The 13330-nt window shown below is 63.5% G+C and carries 14 protein-coding genes and 1 pseudogene; 11 read left to right on the top strand and 4 right to left on the bottom strand.

The annotated features are described in order from the left end of the window. Positions 1–83: 83 nt before the first annotated feature. The 6 genes from F3Y30_RS10375 (at position 84) to F3Y30_RS10350 (ending at position 5797) form a co-directional block, all read left to right on the top strand. The gene (locus F3Y30_RS10375) at positions 84–848 is read left to right on the top strand and encodes an SDR family oxidoreductase (protein WP_203426386.1); all 765 of its coding nucleotides are present in this window, start codon (positions 84–86) and stop codon (positions 846–848) included. Beyond that, on the top strand, positions 845–2878 hold the full coding sequence (gene uvrC / locus F3Y30_RS10370) for an excinuclease ABC subunit UvrC (protein WP_203426385.1): 2034 nt from the start codon (positions 845–847) through the stop codon (positions 2876–2878). The genes F3Y30_RS10375 and uvrC overlap by 4 nt, the downstream gene beginning before the upstream one ends. A 144-nt stretch (positions 2879–3022) precedes the next feature. Continuing rightward, positions 3023–4342 (top strand): CAP domain-containing protein, encoded by a 1320-nt coding sequence (locus F3Y30_RS10365; RefSeq protein WP_203426384.1) that lies wholly within the window; start codon positions 3023–3025, stop codon positions 4340–4342. 138 nt (positions 4343–4480) lie between these two features. Continuing rightward, positions 4481–5062: a CDP-diacylglycerol--glycerol-3-phosphate 3-phosphatidyltransferase gene (gene pgsA / locus F3Y30_RS10360; RefSeq protein WP_203426383.1), complete on the top strand. Its 582-nt coding sequence runs from the start codon at positions 4481–4483 to the stop codon at positions 5060–5062. 1 nt (position 5063) lies between these two features. Beyond that, the gene (gene moaD, locus F3Y30_RS10355) at positions 5064–5318 is read left to right on the top strand and encodes a molybdopterin converting factor subunit 1 (protein WP_203426382.1); all 255 of its coding nucleotides are present in this window, start codon (positions 5064–5066) and stop codon (positions 5316–5318) included. A 2-nt stretch (positions 5319–5320) separates the two neighbouring features. Beyond that, positions 5321–5797, top strand: coding sequence for a molybdenum cofactor biosynthesis protein MoaE (locus F3Y30_RS10350; RefSeq protein WP_203426381.1), 477 nt, complete (start codon positions 5321–5323; stop codon positions 5795–5797). A 65-nt stretch (positions 5798–5862) separates the two neighbouring features. Here the strand turns inward: F3Y30_RS10350 and F3Y30_RS10345 are convergent. After that, positions 5863–6758, bottom strand: a pseudogene (locus F3Y30_RS10345) (branched-chain amino acid ABC transporter permease). A gap of 67 nt (positions 6759–6825) precedes the next feature. On the opposite strand from F3Y30_RS10345, the gene F3Y30_RS10340 reads away from it, so the two are divergent. Next, positions 6826–7383, top strand: a complete 558-nt coding sequence (locus F3Y30_RS10340; RefSeq protein ID WP_203426380.1) for a CGNR zinc finger domain-containing protein — start codon at positions 6826–6828, stop codon at positions 7381–7383. After that, positions 7380–7883 carry a hypothetical protein gene (locus tag F3Y30_RS10335; protein WP_203426379.1) on the top strand — a complete coding sequence of 168 codons (504 nt, stop codon included), beginning with the start codon at positions 7380–7382 and terminating at the stop codon, positions 7881–7883. Before F3Y30_RS10340 ends, F3Y30_RS10335 begins: the two co-directional genes overlap by 4 nt. Before the next feature lie 212 nt (positions 7884–8095). Here F3Y30_RS10335 and ndk read toward each other — a convergent pair whose 3' ends face one another. After that, complete coding sequence (gene ndk / locus F3Y30_RS10330; RefSeq protein ID WP_034803877.1) at positions 8096–8518, bottom strand: nucleoside-diphosphate kinase; 423 nt, start codon at positions 8516–8518, stop codon at positions 8096–8098. A 279-nt stretch (positions 8519–8797) separates the two neighbouring features. Here ndk and F3Y30_RS10325 point away from each other — a divergent pair, with 279 nt between their 5' ends. Together F3Y30_RS10325 and F3Y30_RS10320 are read left to right on the top strand one after the other, a co-directional pair. Next, on the top strand, positions 8798–9328 hold the full coding sequence (locus F3Y30_RS10325) for a DinB family protein (RefSeq protein ID WP_203426378.1): 531 nt from the start codon (positions 8798–8800) through the stop codon (positions 9326–9328). A gap of 338 nt (positions 9329–9666) precedes the next feature. Then, positions 9667–9948, top strand: a complete 282-nt coding sequence (locus F3Y30_RS10320) for a hypothetical protein (protein ID WP_203426377.1) — start codon at positions 9667–9669, stop codon at positions 9946–9948. A gap of 44 nt (positions 9949–9992) precedes the next feature. Here the strand turns inward: F3Y30_RS10320 and F3Y30_RS10315 are convergent, their stop codons facing one another. Then, positions 9993–11612: a methyl-accepting chemotaxis protein gene (locus F3Y30_RS10315; protein WP_203426376.1), complete on the bottom strand. Its 1620-nt coding sequence runs from the start codon at positions 11610–11612 to the stop codon at positions 9993–9995. Beyond that, positions 11609–11908, bottom strand: a complete 300-nt coding sequence (locus tag F3Y30_RS10310; protein WP_203426375.1) for a hypothetical protein — start codon at positions 11906–11908, stop codon at positions 11609–11611. Before F3Y30_RS10310 ends, F3Y30_RS10315 begins: the two co-directional genes overlap by 4 nt. Before the next feature lie 307 nt (positions 11909–12215). On the opposite strand from F3Y30_RS10310, the gene F3Y30_RS10305 reads away from it, so the two are divergent. Next, positions 12216–13298 carry a GGDEF domain-containing protein gene (locus tag F3Y30_RS10305; RefSeq protein ID WP_203426374.1) on the top strand — a complete coding sequence of 361 codons (1083 nt, stop codon included), beginning with the start codon at positions 12216–12218 and terminating at the stop codon, positions 13296–13298. Positions 13299–13330 lie beyond the last annotated feature (32 nt).

Below are 13330 nucleotides of genomic sequence, written 5' to 3'. Positions count from 1 at the left end.
TTGCCGGGCGCCCGTTTGAGCGGGCCCGTTCTTGCCTATATCTTGGGCGGGTTAATCAAAGGAATCGGCAGGCGGAATTTTCGTTGAAGGAAGCAATAAAAACAGCACTCGTTACGGGTGCTGCGAAGCGTATCGGCAAGGCTATTGCAGAGGACCTGGCAGCCCATGGTTTCGCTGTCGCCATTCATGCGAACGACTCGGTGAACGTCGCCGAGGCGCTTGCCGAATCGTTGAGGGCGAAGGGCGCGAACGCTGTCGCAGTGGCATGCGACCTTACCGATTCGGCCTCGACCGCGACGCTGATAGGAGACGTCACGAAGCGACTGGGACCGCTCGGCGTGCTCGTCAACAACGCGTCCATCTTCAAACCCGACAGCGTCGACGCATTTCACGAGGAGTTCTGGGACCGGCACTTCAACATCCACGTGAAGGCGCCATCGATCCTTGCCCGGGACTTCGCCCGGCAACTGCCCGCGAACGGGACCGGCCTGATCGTCAACCTCATCGACCAGCGGGTCTGGAACCCCACTCCCCGGTTCTACTCCTACACGCTCTCCAAGGCGGCCTTGTGGATGGCGACGCGCACCATGGCGCAGACGCTGGCACCTGCCATTCGCGTCAATGCGATCGGTCCCGGGCCGACACTGCCCAACGAACGGCAGGACCCCCGCGACTTCGAGATGCAGACGAGCGGACTGCTGCTGAGGACCGGTCCGGGACTGGAGGAATTCGGCCGGACCGTGCGATTTTTGTTCGACACGCCCTCGATTACGGGTCAAATGATTGCGCTCGATGGCGGACAGCATCTCGCCTGGGAGACCCCCGACATCGCGGAGATCATGGAATGAACGGACGGCCTGTCCAGGATGGCGGCATCCTGTACGACGAGACCGACAAGGACGAGGACGACGACCTGCCGGAAGGCACGGCCGAGGTTGGCGGCGCGCGCGACATCGACTGGAATGAGAGCGCCGGAGTGCCTGAGGGCCTCCGCGGGGCGGAACTCATCCATGCGCTCGTCAAGCGGCTGCCGAACAGCCCCGGCGTCTACCGGATGTTCAACGAGGCGGGCGACGTTCTCTATGTCGGCAAGGCGCGCAGTCTCAAGAAGCGCGTAACGAACTATGCGCTCGGCCGCGGGCATTCCAACCGCATCACCCGGATGATCCGGGAGACCGCGCACATGGAGTTCGTGACGACGCGCACCGAGACAGAGGCGCTTCTGCTCGAGGCGAATCTTATCAAGCGGTTGCGGCCGCGCTTTAACGTGCTGCTGCGCGACGACAAGTCCTTTCCCTATATCCTCGTCACCGCGGATACGCGCGCGCCGGCGATCTTCAAGCATCGCGGCGCCCGCGCCCGCAAGGGCGACTATTTCGGGCCCTTCGCTTCCGCCGGCGCCGTTGGGCGGACCATCAACTCGCTCCAGCGCGCCTTCCTGCTCAGGACCTGTACCGACAGCGTGTTCGAGACGCGCACGCGACCGTGCCTGCTCTACCAGATCAAGCGCTGTTCCGGCCCCTGCACGCACGAGATCAGCGACGGCGACTATTCGGAACTCGTCAGGGAGGCCAAGGACTTCCTTTCCGGCAAGAGCCAGAACGTCAAGGCACACATGGCGACCGCCATGAACGAGGCCGCCGAGGAACTCGATTTCGAGCGCGCCGCGATCTATCGCGACCGGCTGGCGGCGCTTTCGCACGTGCAGAGTCACCAGGGCATCAATCCGTCCGGCGTCGAGGAAGCCGACGTCTTCGCAATCCACCACGAGGGCGGCGTCTCCTGCATCCAGGTGTTCTTCTTCCGCACGGGACAGAACTGGGGCAACCGCGCCTACTTCCCGAAGGCCGACCCGCAGCTTTCGGGCGCGGAGGTGCTGAACGCCTTCCTGGCGCAGTTCTACGACGACAAGCCCTGTCCGAGGCAGATCCTGCTCTCGGAAACGGTCGAGGAGATCGACCTGCTGTCCCAGGCTCTCAGCGAACGCGCGGGATACAAGGTCTCGATCCTCGTGCCGCAGCGGGGCGAGAAGAAGGACCTCGTCGACCATGTGCTTTCCAACGCACGCGAGGCGCATGGCCGCAAGCTGGCGGAAACCGCATCGCAGTCGCGCCTGCTGGAGGGATTTGCGAAGACCTTCGAGCTCGCCTACGTGCCGCGGCGCATCGAGATCTACGACAACTCGCACATAATGGGGACGAACGCCGTCGGCGGGATGGTGGTCGCCGGGCCGGAAGGCTTCGTGAAGGGGCAGTACCGGAAGTTCAACATCAAATCGACCGACATCACCCCCGGCGACGACTTCGGCATGATGCGGGAAGTGATGACCCGCCGCTTCAGCCGCCTCCTAAAGGAGGAGGGCCTGCCGGACCGTACCGAGATTTCGGCGGCCGAGAGCGCCGACCTCCCCTTCCCGGCCTGGCCCGATGTCATCCTCATCGACGGCGGACAGGGGCAGATGACCGCGGTCCGGGCGATCCTCGACGAGCTCGGCGTGACCGATCGCGTGACGGCGATCGGCGTTGCCAAGGGCGCCGACCGTGAAGCGGGACGCGAGCGCTTCTTCGCCGCCGGCAAACCGGACTTCTCGCTGCCGCCGCGCGATCCCGTGCTCTACTTCATCCAGCGGCTTCGCGACGAGGCCCACCGCTTCGCCATCGGCTCGCATCGCGCCCGTCGCAAGAAGGAAATGGTGAAGAACCCGCTGGACGAGATTTCCGGCATCGGCCCGACGCGCAAGCGGGCGCTGCTCCAGCATTTCGGGACGGCGAAAGCCGTCTCCCGCGCGGCCATTGCCGACCTGATGGCTGTCGAGGGAATCTCGGAAAGCGTAGCGCGCCTTGTCTACAGCCACTTCCACGAAGACGCGACGCAGTAACCCGGCGCCGCGAAATTCGCCATCCGCCCCATTTTGCCCATCTCGCAGTGCGAAAGCCGCTTGCGACCGCTTTGTTTGATTCACTCTTTTAGCTTAGGTTGAACAGAGAGACCGCGGCCCGCGAAGATTGAGGAGATCCTGCCGATGGCACAACCGACCGCACGCGAACAGCTGATGCTGGAACTGGTGAACCGCGCGCGCCTCGATCCGATCACGGAGGCCAAGCGGTACGGGATCAGCCTGAACGACAATCTTCCTTCAGGGACGATCAGCGGCTCGACGAAGGCACCGCTGGCGATGAACTACCTGCTCATCAATTCCGCGCGCGGCCACAGCCAATGGATGATCGATACCGACACCTTCAGCCATACCGGCAAGGGCGGCTCCACACCCACACAGCGCATGCAGGCGGCAAACTACTCACTCACGGGCTCGTGGGCGACCGGCGAAAACATCGCCTGGACGGGAACGACCGGGTCGCTCGACCTGACGTCTGCGATCATCAGCCAGCACAAGAACCTGTTCCTGAGCGCCGGACACCGGGAGAACATTCTCGAGGAGAGCTTTCGTGAAATCGGCATCGGACAGATCGCCGGCAAATTCACCTCCGGCGGCACCACCTACAACGCCTCGATGGTCACGCAGAACTTCGCCAAATCCGGCAGTTCCATCTTCCTGACGGGGGTGATCTACAACGACACTTCCGGGGACGATTTCTATTCGGTCGGCGAAGGGCGCAACGACGTGCGCATTTCCTCAGAGGGCAAGACGACGGACAGCATCGCGAGCGGCGGCTACCAGATGAAGGTTAGTGCCGGCACCAACTCGGTGGCGTTCGGCACCGGATCCTCCGCCGTGAAGCTCGAGGCGAAGGTACTCAGCGAGAATGCCAAGATCGACCTCGTGGACGGCAAGTTCATCGAGAGCTCCGTATCTCTGACGCTGACCTCGGGCGCGAGCGGCGCGAAACTTTTGGGCCGCGACGCGCTGGCGCTTACCGGCTCCTCCGCCTCCGAGCGGCTCGTGGGCAATGTCGGCTCCAACCGCATCGACGGCAAGAACGGCAACGATTCGATCTCGGGCGGCGCGGGAAACGACAAGATTACGGGCGGCGGCGGCGCGGACAAGCTTTCGGGCGGATCGGGCGCAGACACCTTCGTGTTCAACCTGAAGTCGGACAGCACGGCGGCCTCCTCCGGCCGCGACACGATCATCGACTTTTCCCATTCGCAGGGCGACCGCATCGACCTGAGGTCGCTCGACGCCGATACGACCAGAAGCGGCACCCAGGACTTCTCCTTCATCGGAACGAAGTCCTATTCCGGTGATGCGGGGGAACTGCGCTACAGCAAGAAGGCCTCCGATACCTACATTTACGCCGACCTCAACGGGGACAAGAAATCGGATTTCGTGATCCACCTCGACGACGCGATGACACTCTACAAGAGCGACTTCCTGCTCTGACCTTCGCGGCGCCGGCGGAGACGTATTCCGCGCACCGGAATTATGCCGCTATCGGAGCCAAAAAAGACGGCGGGGACAGTTGACGTTGGCGACGCAAAGCCATCATTTACGCTCAAACGGCAGAGAAATGTAAAATCCATGGCATCGCGCGCATACAACATCCCCAATCTCCTCACTTACGCTCGCATTCTGGCCGTGCCGCTGATCGTCGTCTGCTTTTTCATCGAGGGTCGGCTCGAGAGTTCCGATTTCGCCCGATGGACCGGTCTCGGCCTGTTCATCGCCGCCTCGATCACCGACTATCTCGATGGCTATCTCGCCCGCATCTGGAACCAGACCTCCAATATCGGCAAGATGCTGGATCCGATCGCCGACAAGCTCCTGATAGCCGCCGTGCTTCTGCTGATGGCCGCCGACCAGACGATTGCCGGCTGGTCGCTCTGGGCGGCGATCACGATCCTTTGCCGCGAAATCCTGGTATCGGGCCTGCGCGAATATCTGGCGGCACTGAAGGTCAGCGTGCCGGTCACGCGGATCGCCAAATGGAAGACCACGGCGCAGATGGTGGCGATCGCCTTCCTGCTGGCCGGCCCTGCCGGCGACAAGGTGCTGCCTTATACGACCGAAATCGGCATCACCCTGCTGTGGGTCGCCGCCATCCTGACCATCTATACCGGTTACGACTACTTCCGCGCCGGCGCCAAGCATATGGTCGATTGAGATGGTCAAGCTCGTCTATTTCGCCTGGGTGCGAGAGAGGATCGGCAAGGGCGAGGAAGATCTCGCGCTTCCCGCCTCCGTGAAGACGGCAGGCGACCTCATCGCTTTTCTCAAGACGAGAGGCGAGGAATACGAGGCGGCGCTGGAGCACGAGAACGTCATCCGCGTCGCGATCAACCAGGAACATGTCGAGCATGACGAGCCGATCGGTGGGGCGCGCGAGATAGCGCTTTTCCCTCCGATGACCGGAGGCTGATCATGGGTGGCGGGCGCGAGGCTCCGGTCATCGTTCGCGTCAGCCGCGAGGACTTCGACGCCGCAAGCGAATTGAGCCGCCTCACCGAGGGCCGTACCGAGATCGGCGCGGTCGTCACCTTCACCGGGCTTTGCCGGGACGACGGCGGACGGCTGGCGGCCCTCGAACTCGAACACTATCCGGGCATGGCGGAGGCGGAAATCGGTCGCATCTGCCACGAGGCGATCGAACGCTTCCAGCTTTCCGGCATTTCAGCGATCCATCGCGTCGGACCAATCGCGCCGGGCGGAAACATCGTGCTTGTCATCGCCACGGCCTCGCACCGTCAGGCCGCATTCGACGGCGCTGCCTTCGTGATGGACTATCTCAAGACCTCCGCGCCCTTCTGGAAGAAGGAACACCTGCGTGACGGCACCGAAGGCGGCTGGGTGGATGCCCGCGACGCCGACGACCACGCCCGCGACAAGTGGCGGCGCTGACCGAGCCGTCCGCGTTTCGGCTGCCTTTGCCTCGACGTCATCCGAGAGCCACTGCCGCATACGGGTCAGGGGATCGCCTTCTCGCGCCGGAAGATGACGAGCAGGAGCACCAGGACCGAGAAGATCACGAGGTCGCGCCAGAGCGCCGCCGCATAGGCATTCCAGAAGGTTTCCGCGAGACCGACACCGGCGCCGCCGACCGCCGCCTTGAGCGGAGTGCCGTGGCCGCCGATCGCGGCGATGAACAGGACCTTCACGCCGAAGGTCATGCCCGCTCCGAAATCCATGTTGCCGTAGTAGGAAGCCGCGAGAATGCCCGTCAGGCTCGCGACCAGCGCAGCCGTGCCGTAGGCGGCAATGTAGACGCCGGCGCTGTCGACGCCGCAGAGCTCCGCAGCCTCCCGGTCCTCCGATACCGCCCGCCATCGCCTCCCCATCTCGAGCGCACGAGACAGACATGGCCGAGACCGACCACCGCGAACATGATCCCGGCATTGGCGAGCTGGATCGTGGTCAGCGTCACCGGAAAGGCCGGATCGTTCCAGAACACCACGGGCGTGTTCAGAAAGGGTGGAAGCCACAGGCTGCGGGTATCGGAGGCGAGCCGGGCAGTCTCCATCAGCACCAGCACCACACCGACCGCCGCGACCACGACGGTGTTGTCGGACGAGAAGGCGAGCGGTCGCATGACGTGACGCGCCACCACGACCGCGGCACCGATGGCATAGACGGCCGCCGCCACCGCTCCGACCGCGAGGGCGGCGGGCAGCACCAGCCACAGCCGGTTCCAGGCATAGTCGGAAAACAGGATGAACATCTGCGCGGAAAAGGCAAAGAGCGCGCCGAAGGTGATGTCCGCCCGTCGGGTGACGGCGAAGGCCAGCGAATAGCCGAAGGCAAGCACCGCATAGAGCGCGGCAACCGGCACGGCGTTCGCGAACTGCTGGAGGAGATAGGCCATGCGCGCATCCAACGGGTGACAAGATCACTATAACTGGTATTATGCATTTTACCAGTTAGGATGATCGATGACCTTCTCCTGGACCTCGCACCGCTTCGCCGGCGGCTCTCTGGCGCTCGACGTCGCCAACTCGGTCGTGCTGCGACCGGACGCTTCGCGGCGCATCGACCGCTTCGCCGATGCGGCGGCGATGGATGCCTTCGCCGCCGGTGTGAACCGCCATTGCGCCGAGCGGGATGTCTACGGACCGGTCGCTCCTGTACCCCCGGCGGGTCGCGCGCGGTTCATCGGCCTTCGCGAGGCGATCGACCGCCATTTCCGGGCCGAAGCATCAGGCAACGGCGATCCGGCGCTGCTCGCCGACCTCCTCGACGCGATATCGGCGACACTGCGCACGAGCCGCGGAGACAAGGATTGCTTGCTCGACACGGCGACCGCGCGCTCGGCGCTCTTCCTTGCCGCCAACCCGCAGCCGGAGCGGCTCAAGATCTGCCCGAACTGTCAGTGGCTGTTTCTCGACCGCAGTCGCAACCGGTCGCGCGCATGGTGCGACATGGCAGTCTGCGGCAACCGGGTGAAGGCCAGCCGGCACTACTACCGTCACCGCGAGGAGACAGTGCAATGAAATCGAGGATATTGCTGATGGTCGCCCTCGCCTGCCTGGCCGCCGGCTGCCAGCGCCAGAGCGGAGAAAACCCGCTCGAGCTCACCGGCAAGATGTTCATCTTCAACTATCGCCTCGCCTACGCGACCTACATGGTCACCCTTAACCGCACAGTGCCGGTGCCCGAGGGATCGAAGGTCGAGGCCCAGTTCGAGAACCCGGCGGGCGGCGACCCGCTCGTGCTGAGCCAGAAGCTCTTTCCGAAGGTCGACAAGGTGATCCTCGAAAGTCCGGACGTGACCTGCGTCAAGAAGGAGCGTCCCTACAAGGTGACCATCCGCGTGACCGATCCGGACGGCAAGGTCCTGCAGACGCTGGAGACCAGTGTGATCTCCAATCTCGACCAGGACGTGCTGCCGGCGAAGGCGCTGGTCGTCGGACCGGCCTACGACAAGAATCCAGAGGTCTTCAAGGACGGGAAGACGCCGGAGCATTTCGAAACGGCCAAGTGCCCGGTGTGACGCTCACGGGCGGGCCGGAGCCATGGTGCCTGGGTCGCCTGGCGCCGCTTGCGGCTTTCACCAGAACGCCTCCCTCGACGAGAAGAGCCGCCCGCGGCGGTCGCTGCGGGCGGCTCATCATTCCTGTCAGAGGCTGTTGCGGGCACTCTGCCCGCCGTCCGCCTGTGCCGTCAGGACCCGGTCATGTGCTCGGGTCCGTCCGACTGATCCAATCAGCCGACGATCTCGGTGCCGGAGAACCAGTATGCGATCTCTTCGGCAGCGGTTTCCGGAGCGTCGGAGCCGTGAACCGAGTTCTCGCCGATCGAGAGCGCGTGAACCTTGCGGATCGTGCCTTCGTCAGCGTTGGCCGGGTTGGTGGCGCCCATGACTTCGCGGTTCTTCGCGATGGCGTTCTCGCCTTCGAGGACCTGGACGATCGTCGGGCCGGAGGACATGAACTCGACCAGTTCGCCGAAGAACGGACGTTCCTTGTGAACGGCATAGAAGCCCTCGGCTTCGCGGCGGCTCATCCACACGCGCTTGGATGCAACGACGCGCAGGCCTGCGTCTTCGAGCATCTTGGTGATCGCGCCCGTGAGGTTGCGCTTCGTCGCATCCGGCTTGATCATCGAAAAGGTGCGTTCAATCGCCATCAGTCAATTCCCTTGGTTTCCGGTGAAAAGTGGCGGTTCAATAACCGCCAATTCCGCGCAAAACAAGGGGGCGCGGGCAAATGCCGCCGGATGGGCCAAGGTTTCATGCAGCCGTCACACGGCGCATGCGGCGACGCGCATCGGCCGACCGGCGCGCGCCGCACGCGAAGACTGCAGGCCTCTCATCGGATCAGCAAATTTCATGAGTCCCATAACACCCCGAAATCATTTCATGCCCTAGAATGCGGCCCGATGATTCAGGCAAGGAAAAACAACACCATGATCAGACACTTCCAGATGTTCGCCGCCTATAACGCATGGGCAAACCGCAATCTCTACGAGGCTGTCTCCAAGGTTACAGACGAGGAGTTCCGGCGTGACACCGGGGCCTTCTTCAAATCGTTGCAGGGAACGCTGAACCACATTCTCGTCGCAGACAGGATCTGGCTGAAGCGCCTGACCGGACAGGGAGAGGCTCCTCCCTCGCTCGACACCGTCCTGTTCGACGATTTCGCCGGACTGCATGCGGCCCGGGTCGCGGAGGACGCGCGCATCATCGACTGGCTGACCTCGCTCAGCGAGGAGGATCTGAAGCGCGACATGACCTATTCGCCGGTCTCCAGCCCTATTGCGTTCACCCATGCCGTCGAGCCAACGCTGGTTCACGTCTTCAACCACCAGACCCATCATCGCGGCCAGGCGCATTCGGGTCTGACGGCGCTCGGAAAGCCTTCGATCTCGCTCGATCTCATCTATTTCCTGAGAAGCGAGGGCCAGGAATGGATGACCGTGCAGGAAAATCCGAGATAGGCTCAGATAAGCGCCTCCGAGACCATGCGAAGTGTGACGGGTGACACTAGCGCGGGCGCCTGAAGCATGATCTACCAGAGGGCAAGGGGGGCATTACCCCCGTGGCAAAAGCCACCCGATGCACATGCACTCATATCCCGCATTGTCGATGTCCCGAGCGCAAGAAAATCAAGCAAACAAACAGCGCCAAGGACACAGAGAACTTGGACCGGCGGAAGGTCTTCCGGTTGTTACCCAAGTTACAGGGCATGGCGGCAAAGGATGAAATAGTCCTTTCCACCGGAGTGTAGGCATAGAGGATTGCAAACACGAGCCCGGTCCAAAAGAGGAAAAGGACAATGGCGAGAACGACAGAGGAATGGAGCGCGCTGCTGGGCAGCGCATTATCCAAGATGGCGCTGGTCTACGGGACGGACGCCCCGAACGCCTACCTGCCCGACGACTGCTATCCGGTGATCGCGAAAACGTTCGAGGTTGCCATGAACGAGGCTCGCGCCGAGGGCTATGCAGCCGCGATGCGCGACATCCAGCTTTCGCAGCCGCGGCGCGCCAAGCCCGCCAATGTCGGGATGTTCCTGCAGTTCGTGCGCGCCCTTCAGATGACGCGCAGAACCGCCTGACGTTTTCGCCCGCACCGTCCTGACGGAGCGGGCGACTTCCTCACTCAGGCTGCGCGTGCCGTCGCGCGGCCTTCAGTCCGCCCCGAGGCAACGGCCGATCCGCTGGCGGCAAGACGGAACCTTGCGAGCAAATCCTCCAGTCTCTGCGCTTCGCCGGCAAGCCCGTGAATGGCAGCCGAGGACTCTCCGACCATGCCCGCGTTGCGCTGGGTGTTACGGTCGATTTCCGAGACGGAGGCGCTGATCTCGCTCAACCCGGTCGCCTGTTCGCGGGCACCCTGCACAATGCCGGTGACGTGCGCGGCGATTTCCTGAACCTCGTGGGCGATGGCGCTGAGCGCCTGCCCGGTCTGGTCGACAAGGCCGACACCCCTCTTCACATGATCGTTCGAGGCGTTGATGAGCGCCTTGATCTCGCGTGCGGCGGTAGCGGTACGCTGCGCAAGCTCACGGACTTCCTGGGCCACGACCGCGAAGCCCTTGCCGGCCTCTCCGGCCCGCGCGGCCTCGACACCGGCATTGAGCGCCAGTAGGTTGGTCTGGAACGCGATGTCGTCGATCACACCGATGATCTTGCTGATCTCGCCGGACGAAGTCTCGATCAATTCCATCGCGGCCACGGCATCGCCGACCACCGTTCCGGACCGTTCCGCGCTGCGGCGAGCGTTCTCCACCAGCCGGCCGGCATCTTCCGCAAGACCGGTCGTCTGCTGAACCGTCCCGTTGACGAGCGAAAGCGCCGAAGCGGTTTCCTCGACCGACGCCGCCTGCCGTTCCGTGCGAAGCTGCAGATCGTCGTTGGCGTTGCGAATGCGGCTCGATCCCGCGCGGACGCTGCCCGCGGCGTCACCGACCGCGCCCATCACCATCTCGAGCTGATCCATGGAGGTGTTGAAGGACACACGGAGGTTCTCGAAATCGGCGGGAAATGCGATGGCGATGCGATGGGACAGGTTGCCGCCGGCCAGTTCCGAAAGCGCATACTCGACGTCGCGGACGACGGAGGCGGCAATCTCCGCCTGGCGCTGGCGTTCCTCCTGCTGGCGCAGCCGATCGGCGGCGATCGCCTGGTCGGCGGCGCGCGCCTTCTCGCTCATCTCGGTCGCGGTGCGATGCGCGAAGTTTGCCTGCTCCAGCGAACGCTCCGCCGCACCGAAGGCGGCCACAACCGAGTGGGTCAGTGCGATCAGCACGCCGCTCTGGACGATCAGGACGACGGCATGGAGCGCAACGCGCGAGAGATCCGACTGATCGGGGAAGATCGCCAGGGGCATCCAGAAGTAGAGCACGATGTGATGGGCCGCCACCAGTGCCGCATAGCCGACGATGGCGCGCCAATCGATCCAGGCGGCACAGATCGCGAGCGACGCGAAAAAGTACATGTGCATGTCGATCTGCAGGTGGGAGCCGGAGAAGGAATAGACCAGCAGGGCGACGCTCGCGGCATGCGCCATCGACATCACGACCCGGGTCGTGGCTCCTGTGCGATCACCGAACCAGCTCATCGAGGCCGAGGCTGCGACCAGGAAGGCCGAAGCGACGGCCGCGGTCGAAAAGCCATCCGCGCGGAAGATATTGCGCACGAGGATCAAGCCCACGTTGATCCACAGAAGGGAGAATATCCCATACGAAGCATAGAGGCGGAGCCTGGCGAGAGCGTTCATGATCGATCCTTCTGAAGGCAACCTGTTGCAAATGCATGATTGAGGACGAGAAAGGCGCCTTCGCCGAGAAGGCGCTGCGCAAAGTCGCTGCTTTGGGAATAGGCGACGGCCATCCAGCCGAACCGCGACGGGCCGACATAGGAGCCCCCCGACCGCGCGATGAGGGAATGGACCGTTGCCGGGTTCGATCCGGGAGCCGCCACCACAAGCACGAAATCTCCGGCCGGCCACGCCTGCGCGGCGACGACCAGGGAGAGAAACAGTGCAAAATTCGCCGCGATAACGGTCCTGTTCATGATGGCTCGGGATGAAGTAGCGACGCGTGACACATGCGTGCGGACTTGTGTCCTTTTCCACACTACCAGGGCGGGAAACGGCACAGCGGGGTCATCCCGTCAGCCATCAATGAAGGAAAAGGGTTAGAGATCCCTTAATTGAGCAATAATTGAGCAATTGCATCAATCGGCTATCGGCAAAATTGCAGAATGCAGGTTGCAATGCAGCATCACCTAATATTAACCGGCGCACAGTACAATCTCCGCGAGAATGCACGATGGGGGACGGCAAAGCGGTTCTTCCCACAACTTTTCGGTGTTTGCTGTTATGACGACGAACGCAATGATGGGGACGAAAGAAGCAGCGGCCGGGGCACCCGCTACCGCGCAGAAGATCATGCAGCTCATGGCAAGCCTCGGGATCAGCGGGCAGCCACGCAACTACGAATTGCTCTACGAGGCCTGCGCCGGCGGCAACGCCGCGCTGGTAAAGGAAATCGCCGCACTCGGCAAGTCGCCGGAACAGGCCTCGCTGGACGCGCTGGCCATCCGCTACGGACTTGCTAGCCACAATGCGCTTGCGGCCGGACAGGCGGCGGGAGAGGCCCTTAGGCTCATCGGGGAGATGTCCTCCGTCACAAACAAGTGCAACCAGGACAAGGCGATCGCCCTTCAGGAGATCCGGGAGATTGCCGACCGGCTGACTTCCGACCCGGTGTTCGCCATGACCGACTTCGCCAGCGACGCCAGCCGGCTGCTCGCCATCGTCCAGGATCTCCTGTCGGCAGAGCGTATCCTGGGCCTGCGCACCGACGACATTCTCGGCCAGATGCGGGGCGTGCGCTCCGGCATGGCAGCGAGCCACGAGGCGCTGACCCACGATACGGTCACCGGCCTCGGCAACCAGGCGGCACTTGCGACGCGGCTCAAGTCCCACTTCGAGAGTGAGGACGAAAAGACCGCGGCGCTGCTGCTGGTGCGCATCGACCGTCTCAAGGGTTTCATGGACACGCACGTGGCGGGCGCTGCCGACCAGACGCTGCGCCAGCTCGCAGCGCTGTTCAGGCAATCGCTGAAGAAGAACGATTTCGTGGCGCGGACGGGGCCGGACCAGTTCGCGCTTCTCCTCGCCGACGTCAATCGCGACAACGCGGCGAGCATCGCCGCACGCATCCGCGGCAAGGTCGAGGCGGAGAGCTTCAGCTTTCCGGGACGGGACCTGCCACCGGGCTTCCTGTCCCTGACGGGCGGGATTGCCTTCACGGATGCGGCTCGATCCCCTTCCGTGCTGGTAAGCCAGTCGGAACAGGCTCTCGCGGTTGCCGGCGAAGGCGAAGGTCGTGAAATCCGCTTCTACTCCGCCGACATTGCGGCTCGGGCAGCGCGCAACTATCGACGCGATGTGGCCTGAGGCCGCGCCTCAACCCCTTGCCTTGACGGGGT

The organism is Sinorhizobium sp. BG8, assembly GCF_016864555.1.
In the GTDB taxonomy this organism is placed as follows: Bacteria; Pseudomonadota; Alphaproteobacteria; order Rhizobiales; family Rhizobiaceae; genus BG8.
The sequence above is the reverse complement of the archived record's forward strand: the minus strand, read 5'-3'. Positions and strand labels throughout refer to the sequence as shown.

What these genes read in the sequence shown, in the direction of transcription:
- ndk (WP_034803877.1), bottom strand. Translation starts at nt 8,518, where the DNA reads ATGGCGATTGAACGCACCTTTTCGATGATCAAGCCGGATGCGACGAAG.
- F3Y30_RS10335 (WP_203426379.1), top strand. Translation starts at nt 7,380, where the DNA reads ATGAAATCGAGGATATTGCTGATGGTCGCCCTCGCCTGCCTGGCCGCC.
- F3Y30_RS10325 (WP_203426378.1), top strand. Translation starts at nt 8,798, where the DNA reads ATGATCAGACACTTCCAGATGTTCGCCGCCTATAACGCATGGGCAAAC.
- F3Y30_RS10365 (WP_203426384.1), top strand. Translation starts at nt 3,023, where the DNA reads ATGGCACAACCGACCGCACGCGAACAGCTGATGCTGGAACTGGTGAAC.
- uvrC (WP_203426385.1), top strand. Translation starts at nt 845, where the DNA reads ATGAACGGACGGCCTGTCCAGGATGGCGGCATCCTGTACGACGAGACC.
- F3Y30_RS10315 (WP_203426376.1), bottom strand. Translation starts at nt 11,612, where the DNA reads ATGAACGCTCTCGCCAGGCTCCGCCTCTATGCTTCGTATGGGATATTC.
- F3Y30_RS10305 (WP_203426374.1), top strand. Translation starts at nt 12,216, where the DNA reads ATGACGACGAACGCAATGATGGGGACGAAAGAAGCAGCGGCCGGGGCA.
- moaD (WP_203426382.1), top strand. Translation starts at nt 5,064, where the DNA reads ATGGTCAAGCTCGTCTATTTCGCCTGGGTGCGAGAGAGGATCGGCAAG.
- F3Y30_RS10320 (WP_203426377.1), top strand. Translation starts at nt 9,667, where the DNA reads ATGGCGAGAACGACAGAGGAATGGAGCGCGCTGCTGGGCAGCGCATTA.
- F3Y30_RS10310 (WP_203426375.1), bottom strand. Translation starts at nt 11,908, where the DNA reads ATGAACAGGACCGTTATCGCGGCGAATTTTGCACTGTTTCTCTCCCTG.
- pgsA (WP_203426383.1), top strand. Translation starts at nt 4,481, where the DNA reads ATGGCATCGCGCGCATACAACATCCCCAATCTCCTCACTTACGCTCGC.
- F3Y30_RS10350 (WP_203426381.1), top strand. Translation starts at nt 5,321, where the DNA reads ATGGGTGGCGGGCGCGAGGCTCCGGTCATCGTTCGCGTCAGCCGCGAG.
- F3Y30_RS10340 (WP_203426380.1), top strand. Translation starts at nt 6,826, where the DNA reads ATGACCTTCTCCTGGACCTCGCACCGCTTCGCCGGCGGCTCTCTGGCG.